This window comes from Virgibacillus alimentarius, assembly GCF_000709085.1.
Lineage (GTDB): Bacteria > Bacillota > Bacilli > Bacillales > Amphibacillaceae > Virgibacillus_B > Virgibacillus_B alimentarius.
In genome coordinates this window covers 1-17,820 of sequence record NZ_JFBD01000041.1, presented here as the reverse complement: position 1 = coordinate 17,820, position 17,820 = coordinate 1, and the positions used below count along the sequence as shown (strand labels likewise).

Here is a 17,820-nt window from a genome sequence, read left to right as displayed (position 1 = left end):
CTGCAAATTTCCCATTATAAATATACGATTCAAATCCTGCCCCTCCCCCTGCATTAAGATGAATCGACACAAAGCAATTCGCCCCCCAGTGATTTGCCATATTTGTGCGCTGCTTTAAGGTCAAATATTCATCTTTTGTGCGGGAAAGTTTAATAATTTGTTCCGCATACTCCCGGTTCAAATAATCCCTCATCTTTAGAGCAATCGTCAAGCAAACATCTTTTTCTTTAAGCCCATTACCAATAGCACCCGAATCTGCTCCTCCATGTCCTGCATCAATAAAAATTTTTTTCATCAAAATCCTCCTCGTATAGTATGTTTAGGCATTACCTTTTCGCCTATTAATTTCTTAATTATTGACCTGGTTTTATGTCAAATGTCTTGGACGTTCCGTGATGTTCCTAGATAATGGTCTTAGGATCATTTGGGACAATTCTTACCCTCCTTGCGGGTATGACCGCATTACAAAGACTGAATCCCAGTGTGCGTTTCGACCTTCAAACACGCAGGCTGTACCCCTTGATGTTCGAACCTGGATGGTAGTAGCTCCAGGGCGGCTTTCGATGCAAGGTGAGTACTCATACACGAGGTTGCTGATCGGCGCCCACACTAGGGATATCCCAGAGCGTCCAAGAAACATGTTCCAATGATTCTAAATCGAAAGGAGTGTTAATTCCATGAATTTATTTGTTGGTTTAGATGTAAGTTCTTTTGATATCAAGGTTTGTTTTTTAAATGGCGAAGGTGACGAACTAAAATCCTTTACGGTTGCTAATGATTTACCAGGCGCTACGCAATTACGGGATGAAATTGTAAAGGTCGCCGAAAATCAATCTGTTAGCCAATTGCGTATCGGCCTTGAGTCTACAAGCGTTTATAGTTTTCATCCATCCATGTTTTTACACAATGACAAATTCATTCGTTCTCTTGGTGGGCAAGTATTGGTCATGAATCCTAAACAGATCGCTAATTTCAAGAAGAGCTACAGCGATATGGACAAAACAGATGAAATTGATGCTTTTGTCATTGCCGACTATCTCCGTTTTGGTCGTTTACCAATGTCAGTTGTGAAAGAAGAACAGTATGTGGCTCTTCAACAATTGACACGGGCACGTTACCAGATTGTGCGCCAAATCACGAAAGAGAAACAGCAATTTCTACAGTATTTAAGCTACAAGTGCAATACATTCACAGAAGAAGTAGAGTCATCTGTGTTCGGCAAAGCGATGATGGATCTTTTCCTTGAAAATTATAGTTTGGATGAACTATCTCAAATGCCTTTGGAAGATTTGGCTGATTACTTACAATCAAAGGGTAAAAATAGATTTCCAGATCCAAAACATGTAGCTAAGTCCATTCAAAAAGCTGTTCGCTCGTCCTATCGATTAGATAAAGTCGTTGAAGACTCAATTGATACGATACTAGGCACTTCTATCACGTTGATTCGTACATTTGAAAAGCAAATTAAAGAAATAGATAAATCAATTGAGCGAATCATGAAAGGTGTGCCACAAACGCTTCAAACTGTACCTGGCATTGGCCCTGTGTTTACGGCCGGTATTATCGCTGAAATTGGCCAAATAGAACGTTTCGAAGACGAAACGAAGATTGCCAAATATGCAGGACTCTATTGGCGTAAACACCAATCTGGTCGCTTTACAGCTGACGACACATCGTTATCGCGTAATGGAAATCAGTATCTCCGTTATTACCTCGTTGAAGCCGCCAACTTGGTAAGAAGGCATGTTCCTGAATACAAAGAGTATTACGCGAAAAAGTTCGATGAAGTACCAAAGCATCAACACAAAAGAGCCCTCGTCTTAACTGCAAGAAAATTAGTGCGTTTGGTGGATGCGCTACTACGCAAAAACCAAATTTACACGCCACAAAGGAGCGTCAATACATGAAGCATAATTAGCTTCTAATCCTTTGAGTAATTTCCAGTATTTTACACATATTTACTGGAGTCGGTTTAGTGTTGCCTTTTTTAAGCAAATTGTACCTTGATAACTAAAAAACTATTTAATTTTTACTTGACATACTACCGCAGGTCTTTATTGATTCCATTCATATGCCAGCCCCATTTAAGCCGATAAGACCGACTACTTCATTCTTGCTTCCTTTAAAACTGATACCTTTAAGCACATTCTTTCTAGAATAGCCACCTGTCAGATTGTCTATTGCAAGTAAAGCTTGCATTGTTTCACCTCAATTTCAATATATCCTCTTATCACCGTATAATAATAACTATTGACCTGGAAGTTAAATTAACATCATTTTCAAAAATAATTACATATGACGTGATCTGCCACAATCTGGTGTCGCTCGCTCTTTATTCAGGAATCGCGTCCGTTTGTTATTTGTTTTTCTATTTAGATGATTGTGCTTTTAACATCTGATCGTCCTATTTAATTCTTTAGTTAAGAAAAATCCCTTTTATATCGAACAGCTAGATATATTCCTGAAGCGATGAATGCAATAGCATATTTAAACAAGAAGAAAATTTGCCACATATATTCTTTCGGGAAACTTATATCGCACAAAATTACTACAAGTAACATCATGAGGGTACTTTTTAAATGGATTTGATTTGTTCTTTCGTCACCTTTTCCCATTTTTAGGATATATACAAGTAACAGAATGACTCCGACTATAAGCAGTACAAAACCGCTGCCAAGAAGCATATTCCAATTACCAGGTGATTCTTCCGCCCAAGTTTTTAAAGGATAAAAGATTGAATTTGATATTTCTGTGCTAGTTTTCCACATTTTGATCACTTCCTTTCACATAAGTAAAAATATCGTTAACATCTACGTTAAAGAAATCAGCTATTCGAAAAGCCAAAATAAGAGAAGGAGAGTAATTATTCTTTTCCATAACAAATATAGTTTGCTTAGACACACCGATAGCGTCCGCTAAATCTTTTTGCGTCATTCTTTTTAAAACCCTATGTTCATACACTTTATTTTCAATGTAATCCTCAAATTTATCTTTCAAGGTCAACACCTTCCTTTTCAACTACACGTATATAGTAAAATATTCTTGTATAAAAGTAAAGTAAACTTATACAAAATAAAGAATAAATTAGGTTAGATCCTAAATAATTAGAGTCTAACCTTTATTGAACGATGCTACAATCTGGCCATCGTATATACGAAACTGGCGCCAGTTAGCTTAATTATGAACATTTAGCACTTCGATGAATTCTATGATTTCTTCCTCGTCCCCTGGGTCAACGTACACTAGCTCTGTATTTTCAATAATATCAGCTGTGTATTCTCGCATGAAGTTTTCATCTACATCAGCAGCATCATTACTATCCCAACGTAAAGGAACGTTGTATACATGAATCGTCCCATCTCCATTACCACTATATGTTACTGATCCATCTACTAAGCGAGAACCTGCTAACTGGATAACATCTTCTGGATAGCTAGCACTGGTGTCATCATTAGGATGGATTGGTTCGCCAGCTGGAATATGTCGAACATTCAATTCATCTATCTCTTGATTTGGTCCAAGTTGCAACCAAACTCGAGCATATTCAATTTCTTCACTAGAATACTGGGATAATAATGTTTCTTTGTCCTCCTTATCTCCCGCATCAAGGTCACCATTCTCCGATGAGTTACGATCCGAATCCGTATGACCAGATTCATCTGACGAGATTTCATTTTCATCATCCATGTCTGATTCGCCTAACTCACGTGCTGACGTACTTTCATCTGTTTCGATGGGATCTTCTTCTGTTGATTCTATAGCAGAATTGTTTTCCGAAGAATCCGTTGTCGATTCCTCGTTTGTATTACCAACGCATCCTGCTAGCATAAATAAAACAACATGAAAATAAAGAATCATTGTTCGCTTTTTCATTCGTCAAACCATTCCTTTTATTATTGTTAAACCAACTAAGGTTTCGATCAGATAACGAATTATCACAGTCCCCTACCTATTACATTAACCAAAAACAATTCATCAAAATGGACATTCATGCTCCTCAGAAAACGCTTAAAAAAATATTCCTATAACCAATAAATACCAACTTACTAAGAGCAAAAACATTTGAAGAAGAAGGTTTTTGAATAATTTGAGACGTAAAAAATTAATTAAGCAAGAGTAGAAATGATGCTGTAGATGCCACTACCACGGAAATGGATAGCATTAACTGATTTTTATCCTTTTTAGATTTATTTTTCATCTCAAGGAAGAATGAAAGAAAACCATAAATTATTCCACACAAAAAAACAACTTGTAATATTGTTACACCCAATAAAATCCCCCCGTATCGTTAGAAGGTGATCCTCCATGAAACGGCTATTCTAGGCACTGCCCTGCTTCCATGCGCCCTTTTGCTGCTCACTGACACTATTTTACGGAATCAACGATATTCTTAGCATCTACCAAAGATAAACCGTGTTTTTCCCTCAACGCCTTTATCGTTTTCAATTCCGTTGAGGTTTCCATTAAATGTTTTGCTTCATTTTTCAGATCATCATACCCATTGTATTTCTTTAAAAGCCGAGCATTTTCCTTTTTTAAAACACTATTTTTACGCATTAAAATAAAGCACTCTCCTAATAGTACGAGCATAATGATTAGCGAGCTAATGTCAGTCCATGGCATTTTCTAAGGTCCCCTTTTTGAAATTTCAATTGTACCAAATCTATCATTGGTTTCGATGAATCATTTACTTAAATTTTAACATATTCTGTTTTCACAAACTGTCCCTTTTCATAAATAAAGAGCACAATTCCCACTCCAGAATTGCGCTCGATCGTATTGTGAGGTCAACCAGTCATTTCTGGTTGATCTATGTTTCATATGCCTATGGTAGTACGTCCGTTTATTCAAGAGTAACAATTAAGATGGATATGGAATGTTAATCCAATTATTATCAAACAACAAAAACATGGGCCGTTTTAAAACAGCTAATCCCAACTTTTACGAATCATTGTAGTGGGGGTGCATTCCCCTTGTGTAATATGGACTAGAAGGATAGTAGGGTTGGTAATAAGCATCCTTATTACTGTATCTGCCTCTACTTCGATCACAATCTGCCGGCGGCCCAATGATGACTGTATCTCTTATCGGTGCTAACGCTTGTTGAATCTGCCCTTGATCGAGGCAATACGTATGAGCAAACACCTGAGGCGGCGTCAAGCGCAGGACATCGGAACCCCAAACAGTATCAAGCTCAGGCGTATCATAAATGGTAAGGACATGTGTGTGATCCATACTTGCCGCAAAATAATGCCACCATCCCTGTGGAATAGTCACCACCTGCTGAGACTGGATTCGGATATTTTTCAATTCATTCGTGGATGGGTTGATCATTGAAACAATTGTTTCACCCGTAATACAATAAATTAACTCTGACGCATTTGAATGATAATGCGGCTCAACAACATTGCCGGTACTTAAAAACACGTCAAGCAAAAACACATTACCGATTGTTGGCAATTGTTCCTTACCAAGCACATTGATATAATTGTCTTGATTTTTAGTAAAGAATCTACTTTGTCCCAAATCATAGGAATAGTGCAAATCAGGATCTTTGTAATCCATATACTGCTTCACCACGACTATGTCACTCCTTTTCGTAATAATCATCACATCAACAAATTATGCGACTGTCATGAAACAAGTGATTGGATACGATGATTAAGATGGGAGTGGGTATTCATGCTATTTAACTAGCGGGAGGTCCCAGTAACCAAAAAAAGAGAAGTGGTGTGCTAACACTTCTCCTGCTAACCTTTGAAGTTTCCATGCATTGTAACCGTTTCTCCAACGCCCAATAAGCGCCTTCTCACCCGGTCGATGACTCCTCGCTCTACCCCTTTTGCCATCAAATAATGATCAAAACTTTGATAGGAATGAACAATATGTTCATAAGCTCGTAAAATATATTCACGACGAGAATACAAAAACGCTTTCGGAATGCTCTCGTATTCGTATAGACTTTTATACGCATGCAATGACTCCAAATTCGTATAAGTTACTTCATAATTGGAAATAATGTCTTTTTTCTCTACTCCCGCTATACCTAACAGCAGCATGGCTAAAATGCCTGTACGGTCTTTGCCAGCCATACAATGAAAGACGACACATCCTTCTGATGCTTGATCAATCGTATCAAAGATCCTTTTCATCGAGTCGATTTGCTCTAATATCTTAACATAGGAATCACCCAAAAACGGTTCTTTAAATAAACTGCTTTTCGATATTTGCTGAGCAAAAAAAGGAATGTTATGATAATTGCAGAAATCCATCTCTGCTAGTGGATTTTGATAAGCTTTTATTTCATCTTCTTCCCTTAAATCAATGACGGTTTTTACTCCGTACTCTTTTAAAAAAGCCATATCTTCCTGCGTGAGATTGCTCATATTACTTGACCTTAAAAAGGTATGCCACTTTATTTGCTCACCATATTTTGTATTGTATCCACCTAATTCTCGACAATTTTCAAGGCGATCAAGTGGCAATCGTACCCAATTTAATTTTGCATTCTTTATAGACATCCGATTCCCCCTAAAAAATTTGATAGAATCATCTGTTTCCGAAAGTAATTTTATTTTAATCTTATCTCAAATATACAAGGTAATTATTAAGAAGGTTTTATACTTATGTAAAATAACTGTTAATTTTTTACTAAAAGGCTGATTCGATCAATATGTGATAGATTTTAATGAAAAAGGGAAGTGCGTCCTTCGTTGAACTATAATACAACGTATGTAACAAAAAACGTCCAATACCTCATCAATCCAGGAGATATTGGACATAGACTCTCTTGACACTATTGCGTATAAAGCACAAGAATTTTTACATTCGAATTCCCAACATTCACTTAAATTTCTTCGTATTTTTACGTAATCGGTCATATTTATTTAAAAATACATCCAATTTTTGTGAAATGAACAGAATTTCTGGGTCATTCGGATTTTTTTCATATGTTTCATACATCATTTTTCGCGTTTCTTCTATCTTTTTTCTCAATGCTGTCATGTTACACAATGCCTCAAATTCCCCTCCACTTTTGTTAAAACGAATCCGTAATGTGGAGATTTAATACGAATTAAAAACTACTTTGTACCACTTTCTGTATCTTAAATCTGAACTAGATCGTTTGCTACATTAGACTGCTAACACGAATTTCGGTTAGTTCATCTTTTTTTCTACTTCTGGATACTATTCGATTTTAATTACAGTAGATCTTCCACTTTAGGTAAATTTCTTCATTATCTCTCGTCATATACAGAAATGATCAACGGTATACCATACTTGGATGTTCAATTTTTCTATAATTGAAATGAGTACCTCTGCCCCTCCCTCTAAAAAGTTAGTATCATTTTTTCTCGTAGTTCCCTGATCCAAGATGTTTGAGTAAAAACCATTCATTCGTGGCCTTTACTGGTGATCAAATGAATGAAGAGATAACTTAATACTTAATACTCCCCCCGTGTTATATAAACATTTCGGACTTCAATTGAGCGGCAAAAACCTATCAATAACAAGACTGAACAGTGCGTGAACACCACTCAGCCTAGTTCTATTAGCCTTTTCATTTTTTCAACATAGGGATGAAAGAAATTGATCGTTACCCCGCTCAAAAAGGTAATCAACAACGTGCCGATCCCGATCGGACCATTAAAAATAAATGCGAGTATAACCAACACAATGAAGATAAACGCGCGTGAAATACTAACATTGAACCCTGTTAATTCAGTCACCGCAAGCATCGTACCGTCAAACGGCACCGGTGCAAAATTCGCCTGCAGATATGTTGCTATTCCAAACCCGTTGACGATCAAACCCAAGGTAAAACAAATAAGTTGACCGGCTAAAGTTTCAGGCTGTACCCAGCCGTCGAGGATCACCACCCAGAGATCAATACAGACCCCAATCATCAGTGCCGTGAGCAGGCCTAAATATGCGGGGTGGCGCTGCAGCAAAAGTGCATTTAACAACAACATTAGCGCGCCGAGAATAACTTCCCAGCTTCCGATTGTCAGTCCGATTGTCCTATGTAAACCGACCAAAAGCGCATCAAACGGCGAAATACCGAGCCCTGATTGGAGTGTTAACACAATGCCAAAGGTAAACATCACAATACCCAGTGCATAAAACATGAATTTCTCCCGTGCCAACGATGAAATCACCCCATCTCCATGAAAAAATGATGACTTTAACATAACACAGTCGCCTTATTTTTTCTAAAATTGAGATTTATTCACCGATTAAAGAGATAGCACAAGCTCCATTTCCACGGTCAATAGATCCTTATTCAAATGACGTTGAAGAAGGGTTTGTTCCTGCAACAAAATTTTATTTAGCGAATAAATAGCCTGGATCCACTTTTTAACGTCTCGTGGCAATACTATTTCAACATAAAAAAAAACAGACCTCCCCCCTGAGCCTCCAACCTTTAGGGGATGATCTATTTTCTTGAACCTTTGAGCCTGTTCTCTTTGAGGGTGGATCATAGATGTTCCAGCACTTGCGGTCTTTGTTATTTTGGATTGCACTGTAACTGTTTTTATCGTTCAATTCAAATTACTTACTTAATCTTCTAACTCAAGCAATAACACCTAAAAGTCGAGCAAGAGCCTACCAAACTCGAGCAATAACGCCTAAAAGTCGAGCAAGAGCCTACCAAACTCGAGCGATAACGCTTAAAACTCGAGCGAGAGCCTCCCGAGGTCGAGCGATAATGCCTAAAAGTCGAGCGAGAGCCTACCCAACTCGAGCAATAACGCTTAAAAGTCGAGCGAGAGCCTCCCCAACTCGAGCGAGAGGTATTTAAAAAAACCGCACAAGATAAAAAACTCCAAAAATCGCTAGCATAAATATTTTGCTAAAGAGAAGGTAAAAATACCATTGATATTAAAAGTAGGAGGACAGCATATCATGGAGAAACCTAAAATGAGTGGCACCGAACTTGGAGCGCTCTGGATGACCTATCAAAAGAAAACAATGATTTCGCGTATATTAGAATATTTTATCGAGCATGCCGATGATAAAAAGCCCAACATATGATGTCCGGTTTGTGGAAACAACTGCATGCAAAGATTAACGAGACCAACAATATGTTTGAAAATGAGGGGGCGGTACTCCCACAAGGGTTTACAGAGGAAGATGTCAATAGAAAAGCACCAAAGCTATGGGAAAATGGCTTTGATATTATGTTCTGTCGAGTGCTAAAAGAAATCAGTACGGGGCTGTATGCGCTTCATCTATCCATAGCTTATCGAGAAGATGTGATCAATTTTTATAAACAGCTAAGTAGCATCACGCAAAGTTACTATAATGAATTTACCCAATACCTACTTGGGAAATCGATACTGCCTCGTCCTACCTATACTACCATGCCAACGTCGACGGATTATATTACGGATAAAGCATACATGAAAGGCACCAATATCATGGGGGATAAACGCCCATTAAATACCATTGAGTTTGGATTATTGTACCACTCGATTGAAACCAATATTACCGGTATGAATTTAATGAGGGGATTCGCCCAAACAGCCAAAGATAGAGAGGCAAAAGAATACTTTATAAAGGGGATCCAGCTTTCTAAAAAAATTTTAAAGCAAGATAGCGACGTCCTGCTCCAAAGTAATATTCAACCTCCCGCAACATCAGGCGAAACCCTTACAGATTCACTAGAAGCCCCATTCTCAGATAAATTAATGGTATTCTGTACATACCTTTTATCTAGCTTAAGTATAGGCGGACAAGGATTCAGTGCATCCTTCAACATGCGCAATGATTTGGACGTAAAAGCAGGATTGCAGGGGAAAGATGTCTTTACATACGCGCGCGAAGCGGAGTTACTCATGATTTCCAAGGGGTGGCTTGAGGAACCACCAAAAATGGATGTTTGATCCCTAAAAGGGGAAAGTCCACCGTTTAGGGACTGCTCCAATTCTATCTTTCTCCTTTCGTCATCATCAACACCTTTACTAACTAGCGTGCTTTCGGACATCCCCCCGCTAGTTGCTGCCGAACGCTTTATCAGCCCATCATTCTCTAGCTAGGTACCCGTTTGCACTTATTTTTCAGGTTCAATATAAGGAACAATTTCCGCGGTAGCCCCGACAGAAGCTCCTCGAATGAAATCTTGATTTTTTAAGGCTTTAAAATTTTCTGTTTGACCGGTGAGCATGACCCCTAAAATGTTTACTTGATCAAATGGTTTGTTTTTATTAGCCTTTAAAAAATCCTGGATGGCTTCATTGCTGCCACGCACGTCATAATCTTCTAGTCCATCAAGAAAGCTCTTATATGCCTCTTTCGGTGAATCAGATGGATCAAATCCATAGTTTACCGTACCAGCAGGACCGTTACTTTCATCTCCAATTGGCGATGTCATATACAGCCATACGATATTTAAATGATCGGGGATTTTTGCTTGTATTTCCTGTAATGTATAGGGTCGATCGAATGAAATGGCAACTTCTGCAACATGATTTTCCATTTGTGAAATTTCCCCTAGTTCATTTTGTACACCATCATGGTAATCGTGTATGGACGGATGATAAAAGGTGGCAACCTTATTTTTGGTTTGCTTATCATATTCATAGAACTGTGTATCCGTCCAATAAAATCCGGGAATTAACTCGTTATGATCTATATCGGTCCTAAGCCAATCATATGAACTTGTAAGTGTGCTCCACGGAACAACGTAGCCATTAATATTTTTAGAACGATTGGTAATAATGTTTCCACCGAACATGGATGAATTACGCGTTACTTGGGAATCAATTTGAATATTCGGCTCGGCAATTGCATGATATAAGAAAAGCCGATCATGAAGCCTTTCAGTACTTTTCATGGCAAAATAGTTGCCTGTTTTATATAAGATGGGTAAAACAATTAGTACGACAAGAAGCGAAATGATGATGATTTTTAGCAGTTGTTTTCGTTTTGCTTTTTGTAAAGCATTATTAAGCGAAGGACCCATTAATGTTTACCCCCTATTTTTGATCGAATCGATTTACGTGCGCGATATAATTTTTGCTTTACGCTATTTACCTGAATGTCTAAAATAAGAGCAATTTCCTCATATGAAAAATCATAATAATACTTTAAAAAGAAAATTTCTTTGTAATCTTTTTTGATGTCTTTCAATAGATAGAAAATTTCATCCTTCTTTAAAACCTCTTCAAAATTATCATCCGTGCGTTGCAATTTGAAATAAATTTCCTCTGTTAAGTAAATGTTCTGCTTCTCCTTTTTCCTTTTCAAGTCAATGTACTCATTGAGTGACACCCTAAAAAACCACGGACGCAGATTGCTCTCTGTCAGGTCATCTAACAAGACATACACTTTGTAAAACGTATTTTGAACGATATCTTCTGCATCCTCTTTTTTGGCTCCTTTTGCTAGTAGAACTCGAAACACTTCCTCTCCTAAATGAATGAGGTAGGAGGCTAGTTCATTTTCTTTTTTCATCTCTCGACCTCCCTCTACTTATACAACGGATGAACATTCAAAAATGTATACACTTCCAATTTTTTATACGAATAAATGAATAGCTCGGGGCTGTCTTGCTTTTTAGGATTCCCGACAAAACAATGGAAAGGTAATGAATCTAATCGGAATTTGTCCTAAAACTAGAACAACGAAGCGAAAGGAAATGAGCAACCGCGATAAATTATAGCGAAGCGCAAATTTCCGGAGAAAGCGCTAAATAATGCTTCATGCACTGTATCCAAATTCCAGAACTAACTCACCCCATCTTATTTGATTTTCCCTCTTCGTACCTCATCTCGCTCGAGTTTCTACCGTTATCGCTCGAGTTCGGGAGGCTATCGCTCGAGTTTAGTCGGTGCTCTGCAGAACGAACTACTTTACTTCATTAGCAACGCTGGCTCATTGAAGCAAAAAAGCCTGTAGAGAAAGAAGGTACCTTCTCTACAGGCTTATTATCATTTCGAATAAAAAACGGATTGGAAACCAACCTAAACCATCAATCCCTACTAAATAAATCCCTCGTATAAACCTTATCCTTCACGTCTTGAAGTTCTTCGTCCAGGCGGTTCGCCACGATCACGTCACTCTTCGCTTTAAATGCATCAAAATTCTTAACCACCTGAAGACCATCAAATTCATCCACATCCAGGACTGGCTCATATACAAGAACCTCTGCCCCGCCCGCTTTCACATGGTTAATCACATCTTGAATCGCGGACTGTCTAAAGTTATCCGATCCCGTTTTCATCGTCAAACGGTAAATACCCACGACTTCCGGCTTGCGCGCCAGGATCCTATCAGCAATATGCCTCTTCCTTGTCGCATTCGCATCCACAATTGCGTCAATAATATTATTTGGAATGCCTCTGAAGTTTGCGGCGAGCTGCTTCGTATCTTTCGGCAAGCAGTAGCCCCCGTAACCAAAAGATGGGTTATTATAATGATCCCCAATCCTTGGGTCCAGTCCAACCCCTTCGATAATCTGCTGCGTATTCAGGCCGTTCATCTCCCCGTACGTATCCAGTTCATTAAAGAAAGAAACCCGCATAGCCAAATACGTATTGGAAAACAACTTGATCGCTTCTGCTTCCGTGGAATCTGTAAATAACATTGGAATATTTTCTTTGACGGCACCTTCAGCCAGCAATCCGGCAAAGGTTTTCGCACGCGCCGACTGCTCCCCTACGATAATACGGGAAGGATGCAAATTGTCATGTAACGCCTTTCCCTCTCTTAAAAATTCCGGGGAAAAAACAATATTTTCCGTCTCGAATTTTTTGCTGATCGCTTTTGTATAACCAACAGGGATCGTTGATTTGATCATCATAGTAGCTTTTGGATTGATCGCTAGCACCTGGTCAATCACCGATTCCACACTGCTTGTATCAAAATAGTTCTGCTCCGGGTCATAGTTGGTCGGTGTAGAAATAATGATATATTCCGCATCCTTAAATGCCTCTTTCGGATTTGTTGTTGCGGTTAAATTTAAATCCTTCGTTGCTAAAAAATCCTCGATTTCAGGATCCACGATCGGTGATTTTTTATGATTAATCAAGTCCACTTTTTCTTCAAGAATATCTAAAGCAACCACTTCATGATGCTGGGCCAGTAATACGGCATTCGATAAGCCGACATAACCTGTTCCGGCGACTGCAATTTTCATTTGTGTTTCCTCCTTGCTTGTCCTTCTTTAAACGTTAGTCTGCCTGATTGATTTTCACGCTTCGAATCATTTGTATAAATAAACATTGTGTTTTTAGACTCCCATTTATTTTAACATATCAGCTACACTACCGCCCCTAATTTCAGGACAGAATCATTAGAAAAAAGATTCAATGTGAATTTTGTATCCATATACGGAGAGATAGCGAAGGAAACTCAATGATGTGGCGTAAATCGCCTCCATTTATTTCGGAATACCCGGATACGATATAAAAAGTCGGGAGTTGCATCTCCTGCTACAGCAAATACCGTTTGACGAAACTCCGCCTGGACTTACTCTCTGCCACGAGCTAAGCAAGCAGTTATTTTATGTCTTTTCGGATTTATCATAGACAGATGAGCAGCAATGAAAAATAAAATTCGGGAAGTGACAGGCACCCTCCCAAAAACCCATTCGACAAAATTCGGGAAGTGACAGGCACCCTTCCAATGTTAACCTTTATTATTTTGTGTTAACATTATAGCGAATCGAATGTGTAGAAATGGGGGCATATTATGTATAAACTGCGAGGACATCATCTTTTTTGCCTTCTAGGTTATCGGGGAATGGGATATTCCGAGGAGTACGTGGAAAATATGACGCATTTGCACCAAACGCTAAGAAATAATCCCAAGACGAGCATCCAAATTGTCAGAGGGCCGGATCAGCTGTGTGAAAAGTTTCCTGAAACAGGCGAATACCACTGTGAAAATAGCCATATCTATGAACAAGATACTGCTATTTTAATGAAATTAAAGCTTGACATCGGACAAATTCTTACGTGGGAAGCGATTGAATCCCGCATCCGACAGCATGTCATTCCTTCCGATATACAGTCTGTTTGCAAACAATGTACCTGGCGATCTTACGGGGTTTGTGAGGAAGGTATACAAGAGATTCTTGACGGGGAAGGCTTACGAAAACTCAACTAAACTCTCCCCGTTAACCCGGATGATTCGACAAAATATGACAAAATTCGGGAAGTGACAGGCACCGCACACCTGCTATAATTGGGTTCGAGGTGAGTATATGGCGCGGGAGCGGAAATTTTCAACGGATGCATTATATAGAGAAACGAAACATATCCTTTTACAGGATGGTTACGAGGGATTTACATTTGGAATCCTCGCATCCAATCTTGGCGTTTCTAGAGGAGCATTATATAAATATTATGATCACAAAGATGACCTGATCACGGATTATATGGTGTATGAAACCGAACAATCTGTAGAAAAACTGAAACAAATAGATGCGATCAACGATTTTGAAGACCAATTTGATTATTTGCTAGAGGTTATTTTAAAAGATACCGATATCCATCGAATCAGGCAAATGGCGATGAACCTTCCGCAAACGAATCATGAAAAAACAGAGGCAAATAAGCAAAAAATCATGGATTTACACCAAACCATGTATCATTCGATGCAAGGTTTTGTAGACAAAGGAAAAAGGGAATCCAAATTAAAACAAGAACTCCCAAATGACCTGATCATTGGCTTTTTATTTGGTACCATTGATTTACCAAAACCTAAAAGCATTGCCTACTTCGAATGGATCAAATCGATAAAAGAAATCATCCGTCACGGAATGATCACAGAAAAATAATTGACACATGTGTTACTTTCATAAATAATAGTAAAGTGACACATGTGTTACTTTTATTTTAGATCGTTGCATGTCCATTGGAAGCAATTTCATGAAGAAAGGGATGTTCGATCATGCGTAAAACATTGCATACCCTCACCGATTTCATCAGTAGCAAAAAAGGCATGTGGGTAACCGTCGGAGTTTGGCTGGCGCTTACCATCATTCTTGCTGCACTGGCACCAAGCGCTAGGGACTACGAAGTTTCACGACTAGATCCGTTTCCCGATGACACCCAATCGGTCGTCGCCGAGCAAAAAATGGATCATTATTTCAGTGATAACGACGGGATCCCAGCCATCCTTGTATTTCAAGCAAAAGAAGGGAAACTTCCAACCACGGACGTTTCCGAGGCGGTCAAACATATTACCGAAAAAAACATTCATGGACTAAAGCAAGTCGTCCCACTTGCTAAACTGCCGCCAAAAGCACAAGAATCCTTTTATTCAGAAGATGAGACGACGGCACTGATCCCAGTACATTTTGATGCATCCTTGGACACGGGGGAGATCAGCAATTCCATTGATCAAATAGATGATGTGATGGAATCCAATACCACATTCAAAATGGAAGTTACTGGACCAGCGGGGATATCCGCCGATACGAAAAATCTATTTTCAAGAGCAGATGTTGTGCTCATTCTCGCAACGGTTGGCATTATTCTGGTATTACTAGTCGTTATTTATCGTTCACCTGCCCTCGCCCTCATTCCGCTACTCGCAGCAGGAATTGTTTATATGGTTGTGAACCAGGTGCTAGGGTTGATCGGAAAAGCAGGTGTTCCAATGGGGTCGCAATCCCTATCGATCATGTCGATTTTACTCTTCGCCGCACTCATTGATTATTCACTGTTCGTTTTTTCAAGGTACCGGGAAGAATTGAAAACATACGAAAACAAGCATGAAGCAATGCGATATGCGATGCGCGGTGTCGGCCTCCCTGTCCTATTTTCAGGTGGAACGGTCCTAGTAGCCATGCTCGTATTGTTCTTTGCAAACTTTGGCGATTCGCATAATTTCGCACCATTATTTTCAACCACCATGTTTTTCGTCATGATTGCTTCCGTGACACTGGTTCCAGCATTATTTACGATTTTTGGCAGAAAATCCTTTTGGCCACTGATTCCAAAGGTTGGCGATAAACACGTAAAGACAAACTCCATCTGGAGCAAAATTGGTCACTTTGTGTCAAGGAAACCAATCATTTCGGTTAGCGTGATTGGCATTTTTCTCTTGTTCAGTGCCAGTAACATCCTGCATACGCATTATGAATTTGATACACTCAAATCATTTCCAAAAGATATGCCCTCCCGCGTTGGATATGAAATGCTAGAGGAAAAGTTTAACCCTGGCGACCTCGCACCAACAACGGTTTTGCTGGAAACGGATAAAGAATTAAGTGAAGCGAAATATACACAGTTCGCTGACATACTTGCGGATCAAAAGCATGTGGAAAATGTCCAATTCAATCAAATATCCGATCATAAAAAAGCTGTCTCCTACAATGTAACTTTCGATGCAAACCCCTATTCAAATGAGGCCATGGATGCACTGGAGGAAATCATGCGTCAATCGGAGACAATCACAAAGGAGGCAAATGTTGAAGGCAACCTGTATTTCACCGGCGAAACAGCCACAGCCGTGGATGACCGCTCGGTAAACAATCGTGATTTAAAAGTCATCATCACATTAGAGACATTATTAATCTTTGCCGCACTTATTTTCTTGACGAAATCAATCAAAATGCCGATTTACATGATGGGGACGATTTTGATTTCTTACGTAGCGGCACTAGGCCTAGGGATGTTCCTCGTCGACTTATTCTTTGGAATTGAATCCATCAATAACAGAGTTCCGTTGTATGCCTTTGTATTCCTGGTCGCACTTGGTATCGACTATAATATTATGCTGGTGTCCAGGTTTATGGAGGAAAGAAAACACCATCCAATCCGAAAAGCAGTCGAAATTGCAGTCTCCCACACAGGCGGGGTGATTTCGTCAGCCGGCGTTATCCTTGCTGCAACATTTGCAGTCCTAACCACACAACCAATCGAACTCTTATTTGTTTTCGGGTTTATTGTAGCTGTTGGCATATTAATGGATACCTTCCTGATACGAGGAATACTGCTTCCAGGATTGCTTGTATTATTTGAGAAAGAAAAAGGAAAGCAAACCGAAGTTGAACAGCAATGACCGGTCAAAAGCCTTCCACTATTGATGGAAGGCTTGCACTGGGAGGCTAGCACCTGCCGCACTGGTGCTCGCGCGACTTTTTGCCTGTGTCGCTCGAGTTCAGACCGAGTTCGCGCGACTTTTTGCCTGTGTCGCTCGAGTTGGGACCGAGTTCGCGCGACTTTTTGCCTGTGTCGCTCGAGTTCAGACCAGGTTCGCGCGACCACATCCATCAGGATTACCGTTTCTTTTCTCGAACGGATAGAATTTGAGCCCCTGTTCCATATTTCCGGCGAAAGATTTTCCTGGCTTCCGCAGGCGTTCTCGCATTGACGAACTTCATTTGATTTTCTCCATTTGCTTCTATTTGAACGAGAAAGCATTTTGCTCCACATCTCAAGCACGCTCCCTCCTCTCTATTTTTGGATTGTCCATGCTAGATGAAACAAAAAACCATGCAAGCAATCAGTGCATTTTTTGCCCTGCAAAAAATTTCCCTTCTTCCTTTCTAATCTATTTGTATTTAGCATACGCATTCATTGGTTCACCGTAAAATGGAATGATTGGTAAAAGCCGAATTTCATACGTGATTTTGGTTGGAAATTGCTATGCGATTTTTTATGTATTCAAATTCGACAAAATTCAAAGAGAGCCAGACACCTGCCGCACGAACCGGTGCTCGTGCTACTTTCAAACTTTATCGCTCGAGTTCGAACCAAGATCGCGCGACTCCCCAACTTTATCACTCAAGTTCAGACCAAGATCGCGCGACTCCCCAACTTTATCACTCAAGTTCAGACCGAGATCGCGCGACTCCCCAACTTT

General features: G+C 39.5%; 20 protein-coding genes and 1 pseudogene. 6 read left to right on the top strand and 15 right to left on the bottom strand.

The window, feature by feature from the left end; genetic code table 11:
* A partial coding sequence (locus tag GZ63_RS0107155) for an N-acetylmuramoyl-L-alanine amidase family protein (protein WP_029268236.1) occupies positions 1-295 on the bottom strand: 295 nt, incomplete at its 3' end.
* Positions 296-677: 382 nt separating this feature from the next.
* Here GZ63_RS0107155 and GZ63_RS0107150 point away from each other — a divergent pair.
* A complete protein-coding gene (locus GZ63_RS0107150) occupies positions 678-1,907 on the top strand; it encodes an IS110 family RNA-guided transposase (RefSeq protein WP_029268235.1) in 1,230 nt (409 codons plus the stop codon).
* 166 nt (positions 1,908-2,073) lie between these two features.
* Here the strand turns inward: GZ63_RS0107150 and GZ63_RS17855 are convergent.
* The 10 genes and pseudogenes from GZ63_RS17855 to GZ63_RS0107100 all read right to left on the bottom strand — a co-directional run.
* Positions 2,074-2,199 (bottom strand): annotated as a pseudogene (locus GZ63_RS17855) (ABC transporter ATP-binding protein); the annotation flags it as partial.
* A gap of 221 nt (positions 2,200-2,420) precedes the next feature.
* On the bottom strand, positions 2,421-2,768 hold the full coding sequence (locus GZ63_RS0107140) for a DUF2178 domain-containing protein (RefSeq protein WP_156947695.1): 348 nt from the start codon (positions 2,766-2,768) through the stop codon (positions 2,421-2,423).
* Positions 2,755-2,997: a helix-turn-helix transcriptional regulator gene (locus GZ63_RS0107135; protein WP_029268231.1), complete on the bottom strand. Its 243-nt coding sequence runs from the start codon at positions 2,995-2,997 to the stop codon at positions 2,755-2,757. Before GZ63_RS0107135 ends, GZ63_RS0107140 begins: the two co-directional genes overlap by 14 nt.
* 177 nt (positions 2,998-3,174) lie before the next feature.
* Positions 3,175-3,873 (bottom strand): hypothetical protein, encoded by a 699-nt coding sequence (locus tag GZ63_RS0107130; RefSeq protein ID WP_029268230.1) that lies wholly within the window; start codon positions 3,871-3,873, stop codon positions 3,175-3,177.
* Positions 3,874-4,102: 229 nt separating this feature from the next.
* A complete protein-coding gene (locus GZ63_RS17850) occupies positions 4,103-4,270 on the bottom strand; it encodes a hypothetical protein (RefSeq protein WP_156947694.1) in 168 nt (55 codons plus the stop codon).
* 95 nt (positions 4,271-4,365) lie between these two features.
* On the bottom strand, positions 4,366-4,623 hold the full coding sequence (locus tag GZ63_RS0107120; RefSeq protein WP_029268228.1) for a hypothetical protein: 258 nt from the start codon (positions 4,621-4,623) through the stop codon (positions 4,366-4,368).
* A gap of 318 nt (positions 4,624-4,941) precedes the next feature.
* Complete coding sequence (locus GZ63_RS0107115) at positions 4,942-5,580, bottom strand: cupin domain-containing protein (RefSeq protein ID WP_051681420.1); 639 nt, start codon at positions 5,578-5,580, stop codon at positions 4,942-4,944.
* Between the two features lie 170 nt (positions 5,581-5,750).
* Positions 5,751-6,521, bottom strand: coding sequence for a tyrosine-protein phosphatase (locus GZ63_RS0107110; RefSeq protein ID WP_029268224.1), 771 nt, complete (start codon positions 6,519-6,521; stop codon positions 5,751-5,753).
* Between the two features lie 322 nt (positions 6,522-6,843).
* On the bottom strand, positions 6,844-7,005 hold the full coding sequence (locus GZ63_RS17350; protein WP_084179081.1) for an aspartyl-phosphate phosphatase Spo0E family protein: 162 nt from the start codon (positions 7,003-7,005) through the stop codon (positions 6,844-6,846).
* A gap of 533 nt (positions 7,006-7,538) precedes the next feature.
* Positions 7,539-8,192, bottom strand: a complete 654-nt coding sequence (locus GZ63_RS0107100) for a YczE/YyaS/YitT family protein (protein WP_084179078.1) — start codon at positions 8,190-8,192, stop codon at positions 7,539-7,541.
* 715 nt (positions 8,193-8,907) lie between these two features.
* Here GZ63_RS0107100 and GZ63_RS18325 point away from each other — a divergent pair.
* Together GZ63_RS18325 and GZ63_RS16500 are read left to right on the top strand one after the other, a co-directional pair.
* On the top strand, positions 8,908-9,036 hold the full coding sequence (locus tag GZ63_RS18325) for a DUF3231 family protein (protein ID WP_226374327.1): 129 nt from the start codon (positions 8,908-8,910) through the stop codon (positions 9,034-9,036).
* An 8-nt stretch (positions 9,037-9,044) separates the two neighbouring features.
* The gene (locus GZ63_RS16500) at positions 9,045-9,887 is read left to right on the top strand and encodes a DUF3231 family protein (RefSeq protein WP_226374325.1); all 843 of its coding nucleotides are present in this window, start codon (positions 9,045-9,047) and stop codon (positions 9,885-9,887) included.
* Positions 9,888-10,054: 167 nt separating this feature from the next.
* On the opposite strand, the gene GZ63_RS0107085 is transcribed toward GZ63_RS16500, so the two are convergent.
* The 3 genes from GZ63_RS0107085 to GZ63_RS0107075 form a co-directional block, all read right to left on the bottom strand.
* Complete coding sequence (locus GZ63_RS0107085) at positions 10,055-10,966, bottom strand: sigma factor regulator N-terminal domain-containing protein (protein ID WP_029268218.1); 912 nt, start codon at positions 10,964-10,966, stop codon at positions 10,055-10,057.
* Positions 10,966-11,457 (bottom strand): RNA polymerase sigma factor, encoded by a 492-nt coding sequence (locus GZ63_RS0107080; RefSeq protein WP_029268216.1) that lies wholly within the window; start codon positions 11,455-11,457, stop codon positions 10,966-10,968. Before GZ63_RS0107080 ends, GZ63_RS0107085 begins: the two co-directional genes overlap by 1 nt.
* A 517-nt stretch (positions 11,458-11,974) precedes the next feature.
* Positions 11,975-13,141, bottom strand: a complete 1,167-nt coding sequence (locus tag GZ63_RS0107075; protein ID WP_029268214.1) for a nucleotide sugar dehydrogenase — start codon at positions 13,139-13,141, stop codon at positions 11,975-11,977.
* Between the two features lie 554 nt (positions 13,142-13,695).
* Here GZ63_RS0107075 and GZ63_RS0107065 point away from each other — a divergent pair.
* From GZ63_RS0107065 to GZ63_RS0107055, 3 genes are all read left to right on the top strand, one after another.
* A complete protein-coding gene (locus GZ63_RS0107065; RefSeq protein ID WP_029268211.1) occupies positions 13,696-14,112 on the top strand; it encodes a DUF1284 domain-containing protein in 417 nt (138 codons plus the stop codon).
* Positions 14,113-14,209: 97 nt separating this feature from the next.
* The gene (locus GZ63_RS0107060; protein WP_029268209.1) at positions 14,210-14,785 is read left to right on the top strand and encodes a TetR/AcrR family transcriptional regulator; all 576 of its coding nucleotides are present in this window, start codon (positions 14,210-14,212) and stop codon (positions 14,783-14,785) included.
* 113 nt (positions 14,786-14,898) lie between these two features.
* Complete coding sequence (locus GZ63_RS0107055; RefSeq protein WP_029268207.1) at positions 14,899-17,016, top strand: MMPL family transporter; 2,118 nt, start codon at positions 14,899-14,901, stop codon at positions 17,014-17,016.
* 217 nt (positions 17,017-17,233) lie between these two features.
* On the opposite strand, the gene GZ63_RS18090 is transcribed toward GZ63_RS0107055, so the two are convergent.
* Positions 17,234-17,395 carry a hypothetical protein gene (locus tag GZ63_RS18090; protein ID WP_198020916.1) on the bottom strand — a complete coding sequence of 54 codons (162 nt, stop codon included), beginning with the start codon at positions 17,393-17,395 and terminating at the stop codon, positions 17,234-17,236.
* Positions 17,396-17,820: the final 425 nt, after the last annotated feature.